At 43.9% G+C, this 18297-nt stretch carries 15 protein-coding genes; 11 read left to right on the forward strand and 4 right to left on the reverse strand.

All coding sequences use genetic code 11. The features are described 5' to 3' along the window. Positions 1 to 11: 11 nt before the first annotated feature. The 3 genes from BLW31_RS09290 to BLW31_RS09300 are packed head-to-tail and all read left to right on the forward strand — an operon-like array spanning position 12 to position 2587. Entirely contained in the window at positions 12 to 1352 is a 1341-nt protein-coding gene (locus BLW31_RS09290; protein ID WP_010535938.1) for a hypothetical protein, read from the forward strand. Further along, positions 1349 to 1939, forward strand: coding sequence for an RNA polymerase sigma factor (locus BLW31_RS09295; protein ID WP_010535939.1), 591 nt, complete (start codon positions 1349 to 1351; stop codon positions 1937 to 1939). Before BLW31_RS09290 ends, BLW31_RS09295 begins: the two co-directional genes overlap by 4 nt. Continuing rightward, entirely contained in the window at positions 1940 to 2587 is a 648-nt protein-coding gene (locus tag BLW31_RS09300) for a hypothetical protein (protein ID WP_010535940.1), read from the forward strand. 108 nt (positions 2588 to 2695) lie between these two features. Here the strand turns inward: BLW31_RS09300 and BLW31_RS09305 are convergent, their stop codons facing one another. The 3 genes from BLW31_RS09305 to BLW31_RS24445 all read right to left on the reverse strand — a co-directional run bounded on the left by BLW31_RS09305 (position 2696) and on the right by BLW31_RS24445 (position 5483). Then, positions 2696 to 3421 carry an energy transducer TonB gene (locus BLW31_RS09305; protein WP_010535941.1) on the reverse strand — a complete coding sequence of 242 codons (726 nt, stop codon included), beginning with the start codon at positions 3419 to 3421 and terminating at the stop codon, positions 2696 to 2698. 3 nt (positions 3422 to 3424) lie between these two features. Further along, on the reverse strand, positions 3425 to 4924 hold the full coding sequence (locus BLW31_RS09310) for a butyryl-CoA:acetate CoA transferase (protein WP_010535942.1): 1500 nt from the start codon (positions 4922 to 4924) through the stop codon (positions 3425 to 3427). 103 nt (positions 4925 to 5027) lie between these two features. Beyond that, the gene (locus tag BLW31_RS24445) at positions 5028 to 5483 is read right to left on the reverse strand and encodes a hypothetical protein (protein WP_010535943.1); all 456 of its coding nucleotides are present in this window, start codon (positions 5481 to 5483) and stop codon (positions 5028 to 5030) included. Between the two features lie 334 nt (positions 5484 to 5817). Here BLW31_RS24445 and miaB point away from each other — a divergent pair, with 334 nt between their 5' ends. Beyond that, positions 5818 to 7185 carry a tRNA (N6-isopentenyl adenosine(37)-C2)-methylthiotransferase MiaB gene (miaB, locus tag BLW31_RS09320; protein ID WP_010535944.1) on the forward strand — a complete coding sequence of 456 codons (1368 nt, stop codon included), beginning with the start codon at positions 5818 to 5820 and terminating at the stop codon, positions 7183 to 7185. Between the two features lie 127 nt (positions 7186 to 7312). On the opposite strand, the gene BLW31_RS09325 is transcribed toward miaB, so the two are convergent. Further along, positions 7313 to 8023, reverse strand: coding sequence for a helix-turn-helix domain-containing protein (locus tag BLW31_RS09325; protein ID WP_010535945.1), 711 nt, complete (start codon positions 8021 to 8023; stop codon positions 7313 to 7315). 440 nt (positions 8024 to 8463) lie between these two features. On the opposite strand from BLW31_RS09325, the gene BLW31_RS09330 reads away from it, so the two are divergent. From BLW31_RS09330 to BLW31_RS09355, 7 genes are all read left to right on the forward strand, one after another. Then, positions 8464 to 8784, forward strand: coding sequence for a hypothetical protein (locus tag BLW31_RS09330; protein WP_029425157.1), 321 nt, complete (start codon positions 8464 to 8466; stop codon positions 8782 to 8784). 61 nt (positions 8785 to 8845) lie between these two features. Next, positions 8846 to 9904, forward strand: coding sequence for a DUF4373 domain-containing protein (locus BLW31_RS09335; RefSeq protein ID WP_010535947.1), 1059 nt, complete (start codon positions 8846 to 8848; stop codon positions 9902 to 9904). Between the two features lie 179 nt (positions 9905 to 10083). Continuing rightward, positions 10084 to 10578, forward strand: a complete 495-nt coding sequence (locus tag BLW31_RS09340; RefSeq protein ID WP_022301302.1) for an HU family DNA-binding protein — start codon at positions 10084 to 10086, stop codon at positions 10576 to 10578. Between the two features lie 170 nt (positions 10579 to 10748). Continuing rightward, on the forward strand, positions 10749 to 11264 hold the full coding sequence (locus BLW31_RS09345; RefSeq protein WP_010535949.1) for an N-acetylmuramoyl-L-alanine amidase: 516 nt from the start codon (positions 10749 to 10751) through the stop codon (positions 11262 to 11264). Between the two features lie 5 nt (positions 11265 to 11269). Next, positions 11270 to 11365: a smalltalk protein gene (locus tag BLW31_RS24450; protein ID WP_149931992.1), complete on the forward strand. Its 96-nt coding sequence runs from the start codon at positions 11270 to 11272 to the stop codon at positions 11363 to 11365. 103 nt (positions 11366 to 11468) lie between these two features. Next, complete coding sequence (locus tag BLW31_RS09350) at positions 11469 to 12158, forward strand: hypothetical protein (protein WP_010535951.1); 690 nt, start codon at positions 11469 to 11471, stop codon at positions 12156 to 12158. Between the two features lie 2 nt (positions 12159 to 12160). After that, positions 12161 to 18295 (forward strand): FG-GAP-like repeat-containing protein, encoded by a 6135-nt coding sequence (locus BLW31_RS09355; protein WP_083377997.1) that lies wholly within the window; start codon positions 12161 to 12163, stop codon positions 18293 to 18295. The last annotated feature ends 2 nt before the right edge of the window (positions 18296 to 18297 follow it).

Genomic DNA, 18297 nt, shown 5'->3' on the forward strand with positions numbered 1-18297 from the left:
TTAAAAAGATTGTGAAACAATTCATTTATATATTATTCCTGTTGGTAAGTTTTGGGCAGGCTTTGTTTGCTCAGTCTGTTGAGACAGAGCTATTAGAAGTTCGTTTGCTCGAAAGAATGCCTTTCCCGTTAGGAAAAGACTGGTATCAAGCTCAAAAAGAAGGTTGGAAAGCAGAAGTGATGAAGGATAAGAAAGATGTGCGGGCATGGGAAAACTATTTGTCTGCATGTGATGCCGAATATTGGGAAGAAACGGATTCACTACAGAAGCAGAAGCTGGATAAAGAACGCCACAAAGCTTTCAGAAAAATGCAGAAGTGTGTGCCCGATACCCGATTTTGTTACCAGCGTTTGCTGGATCAAGCAAAGGATAAAAAGAAGGAAGAGGTTCTTCTGCAAAAGCTTTTTTCTTTGAAGCGTACAAGTGAACTCGATTATGTGAATGATATTATACGTTGTCAGCGTGCAGGTCAGACAGATAAAATAAAGGAAATATGTAAAGAGTGGTACTCTAGCGGTTTATATTCTCATGATCTTTTGTCTTACTGTTATAATGAACTTGTCGGATTGCAGGAAAATGCAATATTTGTTTCTGGTGCTTATGCTACTTTATGTTATCATTATCTGCTTCAATATGGGGCAGGACTTTTTAAGAATGTTCAGATTGTAGATGCGGACGATTTTAATCATCCTTCTTCAGAAAGTGAATTTTGGAGAGAGATAGGAATGGATTCGGAAGAACTTCCTGATTGGAAAACAATGGCAGGTGGAAATTCTAAATCATGTTCATGGGATTCGGAAACTTCTCCTAAGTGGAAAGGAAGAAATAATCCGGGAGCATGGTATCTGACTGTTAAGAAAAACCGTCCGGTATATTATCCGCAGTTTACCTCAACTTCGTATTTGAAAGAACTGAAAGACAGCCTTTACTCGGAAGGACTAGTATTTCGATATTCTACAAAACCTTATGATAACTTAGCTGTGATTCGGAAGAATTATGAGCAGAAATATTTGTTGGACTGTTTGCGGCAACCTTTGGTTCAAAATTCCTCGGTCTATTTTTCCGGCATTAATTATTCAAAAAATTACATCGTATCTCTTTCTCCGCTTTTGCGCTTTTACGATGCAAGTGGCGATAAGAATCAAGCAATAAAGTTGCGGCACTTGTTACAGGGAATTTTAGATAGAAGAGAAGAAGACGAGATTGTGAGTGTGGAGAGAGCTGAGTTTAATAAGTTAATGAAGGCAGTTGCTGATCGTATAAAGAATATGATAAAACAGGGAACTGCTACGGTTACTGTTAACAGTATTAAAGAGGAATACCAGCAACTAATTGATCCAGTGGAACCATGACATTATTCAGTTCTTTCAAACGCGACGAAACAGATGAACAGCTGATGGAACGCTTTGTATTCAGAGACAACGAGAAAGCATTCGAAGAGCTTTATTGTCGCTATGCTCCCCGCTTCAAAGGTTTCTTTATACGGATGCTGTCGGCGGACGGAGCATTGGCAGACGATTTCCTGCAAGAGTTGTTTCTCCGGATTTATGAAGCCAGAGGTAGTTATCAGCATGGAAAGCAGTTTTCTACATGGGCTTTTTCGATGGCATATAATCTTTGCAAAAATGAGTACCGCCACCGTGACATAGTAGACGAGTACCGTTTGCAACAGTCGTATACGAATGAAGAAGATAGTTGCTCTTCACCTGAGTTTGAGGCTGTGCACGATCGGCAGGTTTTCGACCGGCAGTTGAAGAAAGCGCTTGCAGGATTGACAGACGAACAACGGGCGGCATATACGCTCCGTTATGAGGAAGAACTTCCGGTACAGGAGATTGCCCAAGTCCTGTGTTGTCCGGAAGGTACAGTAAAATCTCGCTTATATTATACTTTGAAAGTATTGCAGCGTTCTTTATCAGATTATAATCCCCAAAAATAGATGAATATGAAAAGTGATGATTTAGAAAGATTGGAAGAATCGCAGGAGATGCAACAGTTGATTCGCTCTGCTAAAGAGCAGTATGAGCAGGAAAAGTCTGCCCAGCCTCCGGTTCCTTATTCTGTCTTTGCACGGACTCTTAAAGAAAGGCAGAAAGGTGAAAAGATGGAAGTGAAGCAGAAGCCATTCGGCAGGGGCGTTCTCGGGGAGAAGCATAAATATGGAAAACGTTCGGAGATTTCTCCCTGGTGGTTGGTAGCTGCCTGTTTGCTGGGGTGTATCATTGGTTATGGTGTTTCCAATACCCCGGATAGTCGGGAGACCGATACGGACAGGCTTGCTGTAACAGATACGGTGATCATTGTGCATGAGCGGGTGGATACCGTTTATCGGGAGGTAAAAGTGCCTTCCCAATCTTTGGTCGCTTCGCAAGCTGCCCCAAGATCTAAGGATACAAAACTTCCGGGAGAGCGTGTCAAGCCGGATCGAATAGAACGGGAATCAGAACCAGCTTTTATCTCTATCGAGTTCTTACAGCAACAACGAAATCTGCCGGACCCGGATAGTGAATGTTATGCTGCAAACGGAATGACGGTTGCCGAAGGCAACTATCCGTTTCACTTGTTGGCAACTGTTCCGTGCAAATAGTGTTTTCCTGTTGGAAGGATGATGTAGATATTATTTAGGTCCGGAGGGGGATGGCTTAAGAGGTAAAAGGAGCTCTATAGGTCCATGTTTCTGTTTGCCGGCTTTTGCTCAATCAATGACTTGGTAGTCTTGCTCAATGACAAAGTTTATAGGAACAGACATACAGACTGCTACAGGACGCCCCAGTTGCATACCCGGTTTCCATCGTGGCATCGATTCGATGATGCGTAATGCTTCTTTATCTAAGCTGGCAGATACGCTTTTGGTAACTTTTGCATCGCTGACATATCCGTTTACGTCGATAGTAAATTCTACGGTGACTTGTCCCTCTTCTCCTGCCTGAAAAGCTTCTTCCGGGTATTGTATGTTTTTCTTGATAAATTCATCGAGCCCGCTTAATCCTCCCGGGAAGTCGGGATTGTTGATTATAACATTAATGAGCGTTTGCTCAGGCATATCTTCGGGCTTCACCTTAATAACTTGCTTTTTTCGAATAAATATATTATGAATTTGAAAAGTGTCCGGCTCCATTCGCACAAAAAGTTCCGATGGAAAATCTTTATTCAATTGTAACAGCACATCTTTCATACCTATATGTGAGAAATGGAGCGTCTCTTTATGTTTGGCTTCAATAGAAAAGCCTCCATTTATATCGGAAGAGGTGCTTCTGTCAGCTCCCGGAATATAGATACTGACATTGCGCACAGGTTCTCCTTTCAGATTGATTACCTTACCTGTGAACTGCTGGAATTCCCTTTTTTGTGCAAAAACGTCGTTTGTATTTGCAACGCAAATACAAACGACGAATGAAAGTATGAACGACAGACGTTTCATGCCTTATCTGGCATATTCAGCCCAATTCGTATTCTTCATATCCCCACTTTTGGCCAGTTCGGCGTGCATGCCAAGTGCAGCCTGAATAGCGTGCGGAGTTTGTGCTTTGCCACCTGCCAGTTTGAGATAATCCCAAAGTAACTGTTTGTAGTCCGGGTGTGCACAGTTTTCGATGATAGCCTGTGCGCGTTCTTTCGGGCTTTTGCCACGAAGATCGGCTACACCTTGCTCGGTGATGATGATGTTCACAGAGTGTTCGCTGTGGTCGAGGTGGGACACCATCGGTACGATAGCGCTGATTTTTCCTTCCTTAGCCACAGACGGACAAGTGAAGATTGAGATATAAGCGTTGCGGGTGAAGTCTCCCGAGCCGCCGATACCGTTCATCATCTTTGTACCGCCGATATGAGTAGAGTTTACGTTTCCGTACAGATCGACTTCGATTGCCGTATTGATAGAGATAATGCCGAGTCGGCGTACCACTTCCGGATTGTTTGAGATTTCCGACGGACGGAGAACCAGCTTGTCACGGAAGAAGTCCATATCATTGTAGATACCTTCCAGACAGTCATTAGTTACAGTCAGCGAACAAGCACTGCCAAACTTGATACGTCCTTCACGGATCAGACCGATCACAGAGTTCTGGATCACCTCCGTATACATTTCGAAAGCAGGAATCGTTTTGTCACGTCCCAGTGCACCGAGTACAGCGTTCGCAATGTTTCCCACTCCCGATTGCAAAGGAAGGAAGGTAGACGGGATGATGCCGCGCTTCATGTCGGCAGCAAGGAAGTCGGCAACGTTCTGGCCGATTTTGTCAGTCAACGGATCGGCGGCAGCGAATGAACGTGCTTCGTCCGGCCAGTTGGTTTCTACTACACCTACAATCTTCTTCGGGTCTACCTGGATATAAGGCAATCCGATGCGGTCACTCGGTTTGTAGATAGGAATTTCGCGGCGGTAAGGCGGGTCGAGCGGTTCGTACACGTCATGCAGACCCATGCAGGATTTGCTGTGTGCGGCGTTCAATTCAACGATGATCTGGTCGGCAAGGCGGCAGATAGTCGGAGAGATACCACCGGCAGCGGTCAGATAAATCTTTCCGTCCGGAGTCAGCTCACAGGCTTCGATGATTGCTACGTTTACCTTGCCCATAAAGCCATAACGTACTTCCTGTGCCATTTGTGACAGGTGAATGTCGTTGTAGGCGATTTCCCCGTTGTTCACGGCTTTACGGAAGTCGGAGTTGGTGGTATAAGGAGCGCGGTAGCGGATCGCTTTTGCACGTGACATAACGCCGTCGCAAGATTCTCCGGTAGATGCACCTGTGAAAATTCCTACTTGAAATGGGTTTCCCTTGGCATGTTCTGCTTCTGCAATTTTTGCGAGTTCAGCTGTAACAGCCTTTGCCGTTCCTGCCGGAGTAAATCCGCTCAGACCGATGTTGTAGCCATGTTTGATCAGGCTTGCAGCTTCTGCTGCCGAAATACGATTGAATGACATAAATAGTATAATTTCGCGTTAAATGCGGTTGATATTTGTTAGTTAATACTCAATGTTCAAAATACTTAAAAACTCATTACCGGTAATCTGGAAAGTTCATTACTTAATACTTGCGTTGCAGGATTTCTCCCCAGATAATAGCGCGTCGGGCTTCTTCTGCAGAATGGATTGAAAAATCTTCCTGGTTGCTGTTGTCCGTTTCGGGATGATCATAATGAGAACCTTGCTTCGTGTTTCGTTTATCTTGTGCGGAACTGTTCGCTATGGATGCGGCTACAGATATTTCTTCTTTTTTCTTCTTGGGTGTCGGTTTGGGAGCCGGTTTGGGAGCGGGCTGTTCCACCGGAAGTGATTGGAGGAAATCGTCCAAAACCTTGCTGCCTCTCCCCCAAAATTCGGGTATGGGAGTAGCATCGGGATCTACTTCGACCGGAGATGGTGTGGGTGGGACGGGGCGTTTATTCTGAGTCTTTTTCGACTTGTTATTTTTGCTCACCTCTTTGAATATTCCCACGAGGATGACACCTGCTATCAAGAGAAATTTCAAAAAATCTTCCATTCTGTTTCACTTCTAAATAGTTATCCGCCAAAGGTAGGCAATAAATCTGATTCGAGCTAACATTTTGTTATGAAAAAAGGGCAGCTTCACAGCTCCCCTTAATTTTTTTAACCTAAACCTTAACTATGAAAAAATCTAATGTTTCTTTCATTGCACAAATGTGAAAAATAAAATTAAATTTAGCAAGGATATGCCCCTCAAATGTTTATTCCATTAACATTAATTACCAAAATAATGCCTGAACTACAAGTTTTTGCGTTATTTTCGTACCATTTTACCACTTATTGAATTCGAAGCCGTATCTTTGCGGACAAATTTAAAACGAGATTTGAATATGAACGAATTAACGGGAGCGGACTTTAAATCCGCAACTGCTGATGACAACAAGAAGTTGTTTATCGAAACTTATGGCTGCCAGATGAACGTGGCAGACAGTGAGGTGATTGCTTCGGTAATGCAGATGGCAGGCTATTCGGTAGCCGAAACGCTCGAAGAAGCCGATGCTGTGTTTATGAATACCTGTTCGATCCGCGACAATGCGGAGCAGAAGATTCTGAACCGTCTGGAGTTTTTCCACTCACTGAAGAAAAAGAAGAAGAATCTGATTGTAGGTGTGTTGGGCTGTATGGCCGAACGGGTGAAGGATGACCTGATTACGAATCATCATGTCGACCTGGTGGTGGGCCCCGATGCTTACTTGACGCTACCCGAACTGATTGCGGCGGTAGAAGCCGGAGAGAAAGCGATCAATGTAGACCTTTCGACGACTGAGACCTACCGTGATGTGATTCCTTCGCGTATCTGCGGCAATCACATTTCCGGATTTGTGTCCATCATGCGCGGCTGCAATAACTTCTGCACCTACTGTATCGTGCCTTATACCCGCGGACGCGAACGCAGCCGTGATGTAGAGAGCATTCTGAATGAGGTGGCGGATCTTGTGGCGAAGGGCTACAAAGAAGTTACCCTGCTGGGACAGAACGTAAACTCTTACCGGTTTGAGAAGCCGACCGGTGAAGTCGTTACCTTCCCGATGTTGCTTCGTACCGTAGCTGAAGCTGCTCCGGGCGTACGTGTCCGTTTCACGACTTCCCATCCGAAGGATATGAGTGACGAAACGCTGGAAGTAATTGCCCGGGTACCGAACGTGTGCAAGCATATCCACCTCCCCGTGCAGAGCGGCAGCTCCCGCATCTTGAAACTGATGAACCGCAAATATACCCGTGAGTGGTATCTGGACCGGGTAGCCGCTATCAAACGTATCGTTCCCGATTGCGGCCTGACAACCGATATCTTCTCGGGCTTCCATTCCGAAACGGAAGAAGATCATCAGCTCTCGCTTTCTTTGATGGAAGAATGTGGCTACGATGCCGCCTTTATGTTTAAATATTCTGAACGTCCGGGGACGTATGCTTCGAAGCATCTCGAAGATAATGTGCCCGAAGATGTGAAAGTCCGTCGCCTGAATGAGATTATCGCTTTGCAGAACCGTCTGTCCGCAGAGTCCAACCAGCGCTGTATCGGAAAGACGTATGAAGTATTGGTAGAAGGTGTTTCCAAGCGTTCGCGCGATCAGTTGTTTGGCCGGACGGAGCAGAATCGTGTGGTGGTGTTCGACAGAGGTACGCATCGTATCGGTGATTTTGTCAATGTGCGGGTGACGGAAGCCAGTTCGGCTACGTTGAAAGGCGAAGAAGTCTAGTATATCATTCTCTATTTAGGCACGGATTTCACGGATTAACACGGTTTCAATAAACTAAAGCCGTGTAATCCGTGAAATCCGTGCCTAAATAATATTATTTGGGGAGAGCCGGAGAGTGGTTGTCAAACTACATCATCATGTGCCTGCGGATGGAGAACTTCACGATTGCCATTGCGTTGATGGTGCTGAAGGGGATATCCATTGGGTCGTGATGAGCGTTGTAGCTTACCAGCTTGAGGTATCCCTCCTTTTCCGAGCGGTTCACATATTTCACTGCCAGATACTCATCCCCTTCGATCGTAAACGAAACCAGGTACATTTCACCGTAAATGAGATTGCTGAAACTGTTGATCTCTTTAAACCCTACAATGTCTCCCGATTTCAATATCGGATACATACTGTCGCCGCTGATATAAACGGCTCCGTCGCATAGGGGAATGCTTGGGATCTGTATCTTTCCTACCATATATTGTTGCTTGTTGGTGAGCAACGTTTTCAGGTTGGCAGCAGCTGTAATATCATATAGGGTAACGCTGCGGTCATCCATTGCTTCTGCTGTTTTAGGATTGTGAATCATCTGAACCTCGCCGCTTACTAAATCGCTTTCACAGAACTTGGTTCGATGTCTGGGGGTACCCTTCCCAACCAGCAGCCAATTAAGGTCTACATCTCTCATTTTGTTGAGCAGCAGATGAAAGTCAATCCGGTTTCTGGCGCACCAGTTGGATAATGTTGCACGTGAAACACCTAAGTAACTGGCCAGTTCACTATCCTTTTTAAAGTTGAGCGCCTGCTTGGCGCGCTTTACTATTCCCGAAACATCTAGAAATGTATCCATATTATTCTTGTTATATTTTTAGTGGTGTGAATAATGTTTATATTATATTGATCTTCAGTTTATTTATTGTTTTAACATTCTTAATTTTAAAAACTATTTGTTTTATGTATAAAACATGTATTATATTTGTGACGATTTAAAATTTAATATGTTTCAAAAATAGGCATAAATTAGGTAATAACTATGAATATGAAGGAGAATTTTATAGAAAATTGTAAAATGGCTGTTTTCAATAGCTCTTAGACAAGGTACACATCGCCTGCATGAATGGTACTTGCCAACCTGTCGGAGGGTACCATTCGGCAGCTTGACCGGTACCGGCCAATAGCCTGACCGGTACTTGCCGGCAAATTGACCGGTATCATTCTAAATAGCTGTTATAGGGGAACATACAAACATACACACCGTCAACATTATGTAATATTTTGATTATGGATAACATGAATAACTTAGAAAACGCCACCGCTCACTACTGCGGACAATGCAAACGCAAGCTCCCTTTGGATGCTTTTTACTTCAACAAACGCCGGCAATGTTTCGACCGCTACTGCAAAGATTGCCGCAAGGAAAGAAGCCGTATCTACTACCAAAAGAAAGAAGATACACAATATGTAAATGAACGTACCGGCTATCCGGTGATCACCCGTACGGAAGATCCTGAAAAGAGAACTGAACTCATTCTTCACGCCATGCAGGTAGTAAGGGCGAGCGTCTTGCAGAAATGTAAGAAGCAACGGGAAGAAGAAGCGATGAGAGAATGAGGAGAAAAGTGATAAGTAACAAGTAATAAGTAACAAGTATAACAATTTAAAACTCGCTGATATGCCACGAATAAAAAAACAGGGACTAGACTATTTTCCCCTTAATACCGATTTTATACACGACCGCCTGGTGCGTCGTATCATGAAGCGCGAAGGTGACGCTTCGCTTTCCGTACTGATAGAGGTACTTTCCTATATCTATTCGGGCGAAGGTTATTATGTGTGTGCCGATGCGCTTTTCTACGAAGATCTGTCGTCCAATCTATACGAGAAAACCAGTGATGATATCAGGCGCATTGTCTCCTTAGCCGTGGAGTACGGAATATTCGACGCTGCGCTCCACGCCAAGTATGGCATTCTGACTTCTGCCGATATACAGCGTCAGTACCTTTTCAGTACCAAGCGCAGAAATGTTTCGCATCTCGACCCTGCCTATTGCTTGATAAGCGAAGAACTGCTTGCTCGTCCGTCCGGGAAGAACGGAGCGGGCAACCGGAGTAGCCAATCCCGTGAAACTGTAAATTCTGTTAATGAAACAAGTATGGAATCATCCGTTACTGCCGATGAACAAGGGAGATCGGACGAATTGGAAGTAAATGTTAACAGGGCTGAAAATGGATCGTTTATCCCCGAAAATGTAACATCCGGTACACATAGCATAGCACAGAATAGCATAGCAGAGCATAGCGTAGCAAAGAATAGAAAAGATTCCCCCTCTCCTTCCTCTCCCGAGGCGGAGTGCGGGAATACGGAAAGCGGAAACCCGAAAGGAGAAGAAGAAAAGGAAAAAGAAGAAAGAGGAGGGAAGGAAGGAGGAAAGGAGGAGAATTTTCTCGAAAAGAACACGGAGGCGCCCCTCCCGTCCAAACGTCGGGAATGGACCAACGAAACCCTCTCCGAACTGCAACCTCCCACTGATGGTATCGGGCGAAACTATGATGGATTACTTTACAACATGCGCCTCTACGGTATACCTCCTATGGAACAGTATGCAATCATCCGAAAAAGCAACTTCGGGGCAATCGGAGAACCTGTCTGGAAAGGATTTTGTGCGTTGCGTGACAGTTGTGGCAAAATCAAGATGCCGGGACGGTATTTGCTAAGTGTGATGAATCGGTAGGACGATAGTTGATGAGTTTAAATATTTGATATATAATGAATTAAATAAAAATATTCATTTGTTTAAGACGGTTCTTGAAAATAATTTCTTCATGTAAAACCATTCCCTTATCTTTGTAGTGTCATTAAGCTTGAGGACAACATAACACAATTTTATTAACAACAAAAACTATTACAATTATGACTGTATTATACAAACCGTACCAATCGAGTGTGGTAAGTAAAAGTGGTAAAAAATTATTCTACCCAAGAGTGGTCCGTACCGGTAATGTCGGTACATCGACCATAGCCGAAGAGATTGCTGAATACTCATCCCTTTCCCGGGGAGATGTAAAGAACACCATCGATAACTTGATTACCGTCCTGACCCGGCATCTGCAATCTTCTCAGACCGTGACACTTGAGGGACTCGGCACCTTCCGGATAGTGATGATAGCGGGTGGCAGGGGTGTCGAAACCGCTAAAGAAGTGTCTGCCTCCCAAGCATCGCTCACAGTTCGTTTCCAACCCTGCACTACCAAGAATCTGGATCATAGCGTAGCCACCCGCTCCATGGTGACAGGGGTGAAATGTATGCGCTTCGATCTTGCTGATGCTGCCGCTCCGGGTGGAGAAGTAAATCCGGACCCGAATCCCGACGATGGCGATGAGGAAGCGCCGGATCCGACAGTATAACGAACCGCCACACGCAACACACATAACGGACGACTAGACTATACTGCATTATGAATTTTTAGAAACAACGACTTAACTAGAAACAACAATTAGACTAAGGCAGTGACTTAACTAAGACAACGACTTAACTAAAAATAATGACTTAACTGTCTGATAAATTATCAATTCACATGAGAACTATCAATTTGATCGTGGTGCATTGTTCCGCTACGCAGGGGAATCGTATGCTCTCTCCGGAGGCTCTCGACCTGATGCATCGCCGCCGCGGTTTCAACGGAACAGGCTATCACTATTACATCCGCAAAGACGGAACGGTGCATCTCACCCGCCCTGTCGAACGTATCGGTGCACACGTGAAAGGCTTCAATGCAAACAGTATCGGAATCTGCTATGAAGGTGGTCTGGACTGCCGGGGACGCCCGGCAGATACCCGGACTCCGGAACAGCGTGCTGCACTTCGGCTACTTGTACATCAGCTGCTTGAGAAGTTTCCGGACTGCCGGGTGTGTGGGCACCGGGATCTCTCGCCGGATAAGAACGGTAACGGGGAGATAGAGCCGGAAGAGTGGATGAAAGCGTGTCCGTGCTTTGATGCTGAAGAGGAATTTAAAGAACTTGTGGCAGAAGGTACGGTAGAAACACAGAGTAAACTAAACTATTTAAAGAACGAGAAAGGAGGTAAATGATGGCAATGAAGAAATCTGTATGGGACATGATCCTGAAGGTGGTTATCGCGATAGCGTCGGCTGTGGCAGGCGTGTTGGGGGCTAATGCGATGAATCTTTGAAAATAGCTTGAGTCAAGATACTCAGTTCCCCGCCACGAAAGTGTGCGACGCTCTCGTGTAGCGGGGATCATTATACATTAATTATTAAAATAAATAGATAACAATGAAGAAACGAATTATATTCTTTATAGTGATGGCATCTCTCATTTATTCCGGATTATTTGCTCAAAGTCCCCCAAAGAATGGAATTGGATTTCTTGACGCAATACCTGTGACTTTATCTGCGGGGCAGTCATCTTTTACTGATACGCGAAATACGAGTGAGCCTGCTTATGGGCAATACCGGTATTTTTCACCGAGAACGGGGTCATATGAGATTACTGATGGGTGTGCAGTGTATTATAGGCTACAAACGACTGCGAGTGGCGATATTAGAATTCATAACTGGGATTCGGAAACTGCATTTACCACTTTATTTTTGGTAGCTCCGCTCCACCCGGGTGATGAGTCCGAATGGGGTTACAATAGCGATGCAATGTACACTGTAGCTATGTTTGATAGAGGAGATACTTATGACTTTGATGAAGCGGGTATTCCCGAATATGCTTCGCACGGAGCGGCATATCTCCATATCCCTAATCTTCCGGCAGGCACTTATTTTCTTATAGCTGCCGGATATAAGGGAAGCAATGGGTCGGTGCGGAACGGAAAGATTAAAACGACTATTATAGCAGATCTAAGTTCAGGTATCCCGGAAGAACCGGATATGAAACCTGAAGAAATTAATACCTGTCCGATACAATACCAATACGATCAGTCAGGAAATCGAATAAAAACTATCAAAACGAAATAATTATGAATATAATATCAAAAATAAGGATTATAGTGGCAGGGCTATTAGTGACTCTACCAATGCAAGCGCATACATCTGTGTCTGAGGATAATACGGATGTGGGAAAAATCCCTGTTCAGTATGCTTTAAGTCCGACAGGTGCCGTTACCTATCAGGTACCTATAAATGTTCATTCCGCCCCGGATGGTTTTCAGCCGCAACTGTCATTTAGCTATAACAGCCAGCAGAATGAAAGCGCACTAGGGTATGGATGGACTATTGGAGGGTTGTCTGCAATCAACCATGTTAGCGGTAGCATTTATTATGATGGAAAAGCTACCCCGTTGTCTACTTCAGAAGATAAATTAATGCTGGATGGTATGCGACTGATGAAGAAAAGCACGGATACCTGGCAATCCGAACAGGGATTTGTCAAAGTGAAGAAATTGGCAGATGGCGCATTGGAAACTCGCTATCCGGATGGAAACACTGTCCTGTTCAAGACTTTTCCGCAGGCTCCTTTCAGCTATGTGATGACTTCCTGTGTAAATCGCAAAGGACAGTCTATAAAATACGAATATATGCAAGTGGATAATATGTCCTATATTAGCAAGATAATGTATGGTGAAACTGGAGGAGTATATAATGACTCTGTTATATTTACCTATCGGAATGTGACTGATGATATCACGCGTTATGCTGACGGAAAGCCACTTAAATATAGCCGTCTGTTAGAAAAGGTAGAGTCTTATTATAAAGGTAGGCTGTGGCGTCGTTATCGACTTTCTTATCAAAACAGGGGAGTGAATCTGCCCGTACAGTTGGATTGTGAGACCGAAAGCCGCAAACTTGCTCCTTTATCTTTCAAGTATGGTGACGGACGGAGCATCGAGTTTTTAAGCGGAAATACTATTTATTTGGAACGGTATTTTCCGAACTCTGCTCAGGGAGGCAGTTCTTACAGGTCTCTTGCCTTGTCGCGCGGCAAGTTCAGCCGGACATCAAAGAGTGACGGACTGATCTCGTATCCGGTATTTTATGGCGAGTATAGTGAAGACCAGCATTTGCTTATATATAAAGATTTATCCGATTATCCAGTTTCTCCCGTAGTTTTTACGGCTGGAAAGGGTTTTAAGCAATTAGTTGCGGCTGATGTAAACGGAGATGGTCTGGAAGTCCCGGTAAAAGTGAATTATTATGAAGAAAACGGTACGGATAGGCTGGTGGCTTCTGTTTATGGAAACGACGTTGATCCCAATCGTCATTCAGACTACGTATATTCGGAATGGGGTGGATATGTGCACGAACGCCAAGTGCTTTTTGGTGACTTCAATGGTGATGGTAAAACGGAGTTGCTGGCTATATCCAGTTGTCATGATTCGGATCGAAACAAATATCTGTCACGCGCCTTACTGGTCGACCTGAATGGCCGAAAGGCTATTTACGACGGAGAATGTTTCGACTTTACACTGTATCAGACGGACAACAAAGCATTGTATTCCGATCGAATGATCCCTATGGATTATAACGGTGATGGCAAAACGGATATCTGTTTGATTAACATAAACGGTCTTTATGTATATGAGTTTACCGGAGACGGGTTCAGGCAACTGGCATATTCGAGTGCTATCAATATCATGTACTTCAACTTTGAAAGTCCTACTATCAAAGATAGAGAACTGATGGTGGCGGACATGAATGGTGACGGGAATATGGATATTATTCTGGGGCCCCGCCGTGTACATTGCAAGGAAGGATTCAAGCATTTGGGAGACGGTATCTGTCATGGCGCATGTAATAGTGAAAGCAATTTGAAAAGCACCAGTGCGGCTGGATACAAGCATTATGTACACTCCTCCGGACAGGAATGTATGGTAGATCCAAGTGTGACCGAACGGGATTTGGTTGTCTTTGACTGGAATGTGGAAAACGGCAAACAATGGAAGTTTCTGATATCTACCGGAAATTCATTTTACAGTGATAGTAATCCGGGATTCAAGGTGCATACAGAGGAGTTGTTCTACAGTTTCTACGAGACAGTGGGAGATAACTTTATGCTGATAGATGTAGACAGCGACGGCCGGCCGGACTTGTTGCGTAACGTGTGTGGAAAAATAGATCTTTATCTGAATGTGAATGGAAAGATTAGTCAGACTCCTAATATACGTTCCTCATTGCAAATGGATAATCTGTCGGCACAGTTTGCTATGGCTAATGTGGCTAAATCTTATTACTGGTCGGGAAGTCTGATTTGTGTGGACAATGAAAAACTCCATGTGTATGATTATACACATAATGAGTCGGAAGCGCGTATGCTGCATGACTTGACCGATAGCTACGGAGTTACTTCGAATCATTATTATATGGATATTATGAAAGTGCCTGAGAGTCGCTATGTGAGTACTCCGGACGCATCGTTGGGATATGTCAGATATCCGTATACCGTAATGACTCCCCATTTGTATGTGTCGGGATGGCTGAAGAAGTTGAAAGGGAATGAGCAGCTTTCGTGGGAATATTATAATTATACGAATGCCGTATTTCACCGGACGGGTTTAGGTTTTCGTGGTTTTAGGAAAATAGAGACAGAAGACATCGTGAATAAACGCACAATGACTTCCGTGTTTGATCCGGAATTGCTGAGTGCCGAAGTGAGAAAAGAAACTCCTACCGATACAATTGTACGCAAATATGTGTTAGAAAAGGCGCAAGATAAGACTGTGCTCCTGAAATTAGAGAGGGAGACAGTAAAGGATGCTCTCAACAAGACGGAAAAGAGTACTGCGTATGAATATAATAATTATGGTCAAATAGTTAGTGCATCTATCTCCTATGATGCCCATAATACGGAAAAGAAGTCATATGGTTATCAGAATGTAGATAGGAGTGATCTGTATCTATTGGGACTTCCGTATTATGCCCATACGAAGAGTTCCCGTAATGACTCAATCATCTTTCAGGAAGTAAGAACGGACTACGACGATCGGTACTTGCCTGTAAGAAAGACTAATTTTTTCAATGGGAATATTACTTCTCAAGAACTCTGTGAGTATAACGATCGTCTGCAATTGACTAAACAGGAGCAATGTTCTTATGAATCAACAGATTGGTTGTCGAAAGAATTTGTTTATAGTTTGGACGGACATTTATTGAGAGACAGTACTTCTATGGGACTGTTTACCGATTATGTTTATGATCCGGAAACCGGTTTTTTACAGAGTAGTACTGACCATAAAGGACGTGCTACCCGCTATGTATATGACGATTGGGGGAACCTTGTAGGAACCCATAATCCGGATGGCAGTGTAAAACAGACATCAGCTGCATGGAGCAAAGAAGGAGAGCCGGGATTGTATGTAATAACTACTGTTGAGACCGGAAAACCTGTGTCTAAAACGTATTATGACTTTTTACAACGGGAAATTCGTATATCACAGATTCGCTTTGATGGTCAGGAAATGAAAACGGATAAGGTATACAATACCAAAACTGGTCTGCTGGAAAAAGAATCGCTGCCCACTACAGGCAATGTGCCTTCACGTTGGAACGATTATACGTATGATAAGTTCGGTCGTCGTACTTCTATACACTATGCATCCGGAAAAGTAGACTCATGCGCTTACGGTGCTTTGACCGATACTGTTATTGAAAATGGTATTCGTCGTATCCGCAAGTATGATGTAATGGGACTGATGACGCAAACTACGGATGCTGCAGGAAGTATTGTCTATTATTATCGTCCTGATGGACAACCAGTGCTTGCGGTGGCTCCGGGAGATGTTCAGACTCGTTTCTATTATGATAAGTACGGTCGCAGAATCGCTATCAAAGATCCAAGTGCGGGAATCAGACGTACAGCTTATGACGATGCGGGAAACATCTGTAAGGAAACGGATGCAGACGGTCGTGAGATAACGACAGAGTATGACTGCTATGGTCGCCTTACGAAGCAAACGACACTGGATTTGACTACTGTTTATACTTATGATGATACAGAAAATGTGTTGCTTTCGGCTGTATCAAATAATGGCAGTGCTCTGCTCAATACCTACGATGAATATGGAAGGTTGAAAATACAGCGTGAAGAGGCTCCCGACGGAAAATGGTTGCAGAAAACATATGCCTATACAGATGATGGAATGCCGGCTTCTGTTTCTTATACATCGCAAAACGGTACTTTGGCTACCGAACAGCTTATCTATCGAAATGGTTTCCTGACGGAAGTCCGTCTGGCAGATGGTACAATAGTTTATCGCCACGATGAAGAGAATCCGCAAGGTCAACTGACGAAGCTTACTTCCGGAGGAATGCAACGCAGTTATACTTTCAATGATTGGGGATTACCTGTGAAGCGTAGCATTACTCGGGCTGACGGTTCTGTCCTTTTCGATTACAGCTATCATTTCAATGCCTCGAATGGTAACTTGGAGAGTCGTATCGATACAAAAAGAAATCTAGCTGAGAACTTTGGTTATGATGCCTTAAACCGCCTTACTAGTTATGGAGGGAAAATAGTGGAATATGATAACCTTGGTAATATTCGTCAGAAAGGTAATGCTGGAGAATTAATGTATACGAATCCTAACCATCCTTATGCAGTGACGGGGTTGACTCCTTTGGCAGAAAGCCCTGTTAAGTCCCATCTTGATATCGTATATACCGCTGCTGAGCGTCCTTCCATCATTACCCACGGCATACAAAAAGCTGTATTGACATATAATGCCAATCATGATCGTATACGTATGCAATATTCCGATAATTCTCGGAATCTGTTGACCCGTTACTATCTTGGTGATAATTATGAACTGGATGTTGACAGTACAGGTGTGCATGAACGTCTTTATCTTGGTGGGGGGTATTATGACGCTTCTGCTGTGTTGATGAAGAAAGGAGACACATCATTGGTTTACTTCATTCATCGTGACTATTTAGGTAGTGTTTTGCAAATCGCAGATGCACAGGGTAACATTGTGGAAGAAAACAATTTCGATGCCTGGGGATGTAGACGTAATCCTTCAACGCTAAAGGCTTACGCTATTGGTGCAGCTCCGAAATTACTGCTGGGCAGAGGCTATACGGGGCACGAGCATTTGGAAATGTTCGGAGTGATTAATATGAATGCCCGGTTGTATGATCCGGTGTTAGGGCGTTTCTTGACTCCTGATCCTTATGTGCAAATGCTGGATTTCACTCAGGCTTTCAATCGGTACAGTTATTGTATGAATAGTCCGTTGTGCTATGTTGATGAGAATGGTGAGTTTTGGTGGGTTGTGGCTGCGGCTGTTATTGGTGGAGTAATCAATGTAGCTACTCATTGGGATAGTATTGATAATGTTTGGCAGGGGCTTGGGTATTTTGCTGTTGGTGGTGCAGCGGGTGCTATTGGTGCAGTTACGGGAGGTGCATTCGCTGGTGGCGGATTTATCGGAGGAGCTATTGGGGGGTTCGTTGGTGGTGGGACATCAGGTTTCGTCCTTGGTTCCGGAAATACATTAATGGGCGGAGGAAATATTGGTGATGCTTGGTCTAATGGATTTAAGGGGGCATTGAATGGTGCTGTAGCGGGGTCCGTCACAGGTGGATTGATTGGCGGTGGTATGTCGTTTGTTAAAGGTCAGAATGTATGGTCTGGACAAGATATTGCTCAAGGAAGAAATGCATTCTCGTTGAAGAATACACCGATAAATGTGATTGAGCATCCTGAAGCTTTGTCTCTTTCTCCTAGTAATGTACTCCAATCATTACCGGATGATCCTTTACTTAATAACATGAATGGCACTTCTATGAGTTCTTATAATAAAGGGCAACTCGGTGTAAAAGAAGCTATGAAAGAGTTTGTAGAAGATGGTGGAACTGTATATCAGACAGAAGTTAGCGTGGATTTACCTCATACTCTTTCTAATGGTAAAACTATTATGGTGCGTAATAGGTTTGATTTTGCTGGTGAGCTAGATGGTAAGTTACATTTGTTTGAAGTTAAAAATGGTGCTAGTGCAGGGTTTACTCCTAATCAGAAAATTAATCTTCCTAAAATGATTTTTAATCATCCACAATTCACGCCTGTTGGACGAAATGCTTTGCAAGTTCCTCATTTTCAGAATAACATAGGAATACCATATACAGGTAACTATGTAATAATAGTAAAACACTATTTCTAATA

Source organism: Bacteroides faecis MAJ27, assembly GCF_900106755.1.
In the GTDB taxonomy this organism is placed as follows: domain Bacteria; phylum Bacteroidota; class Bacteroidia; order Bacteroidales; family Bacteroidaceae; genus Bacteroides; species Bacteroides faecis.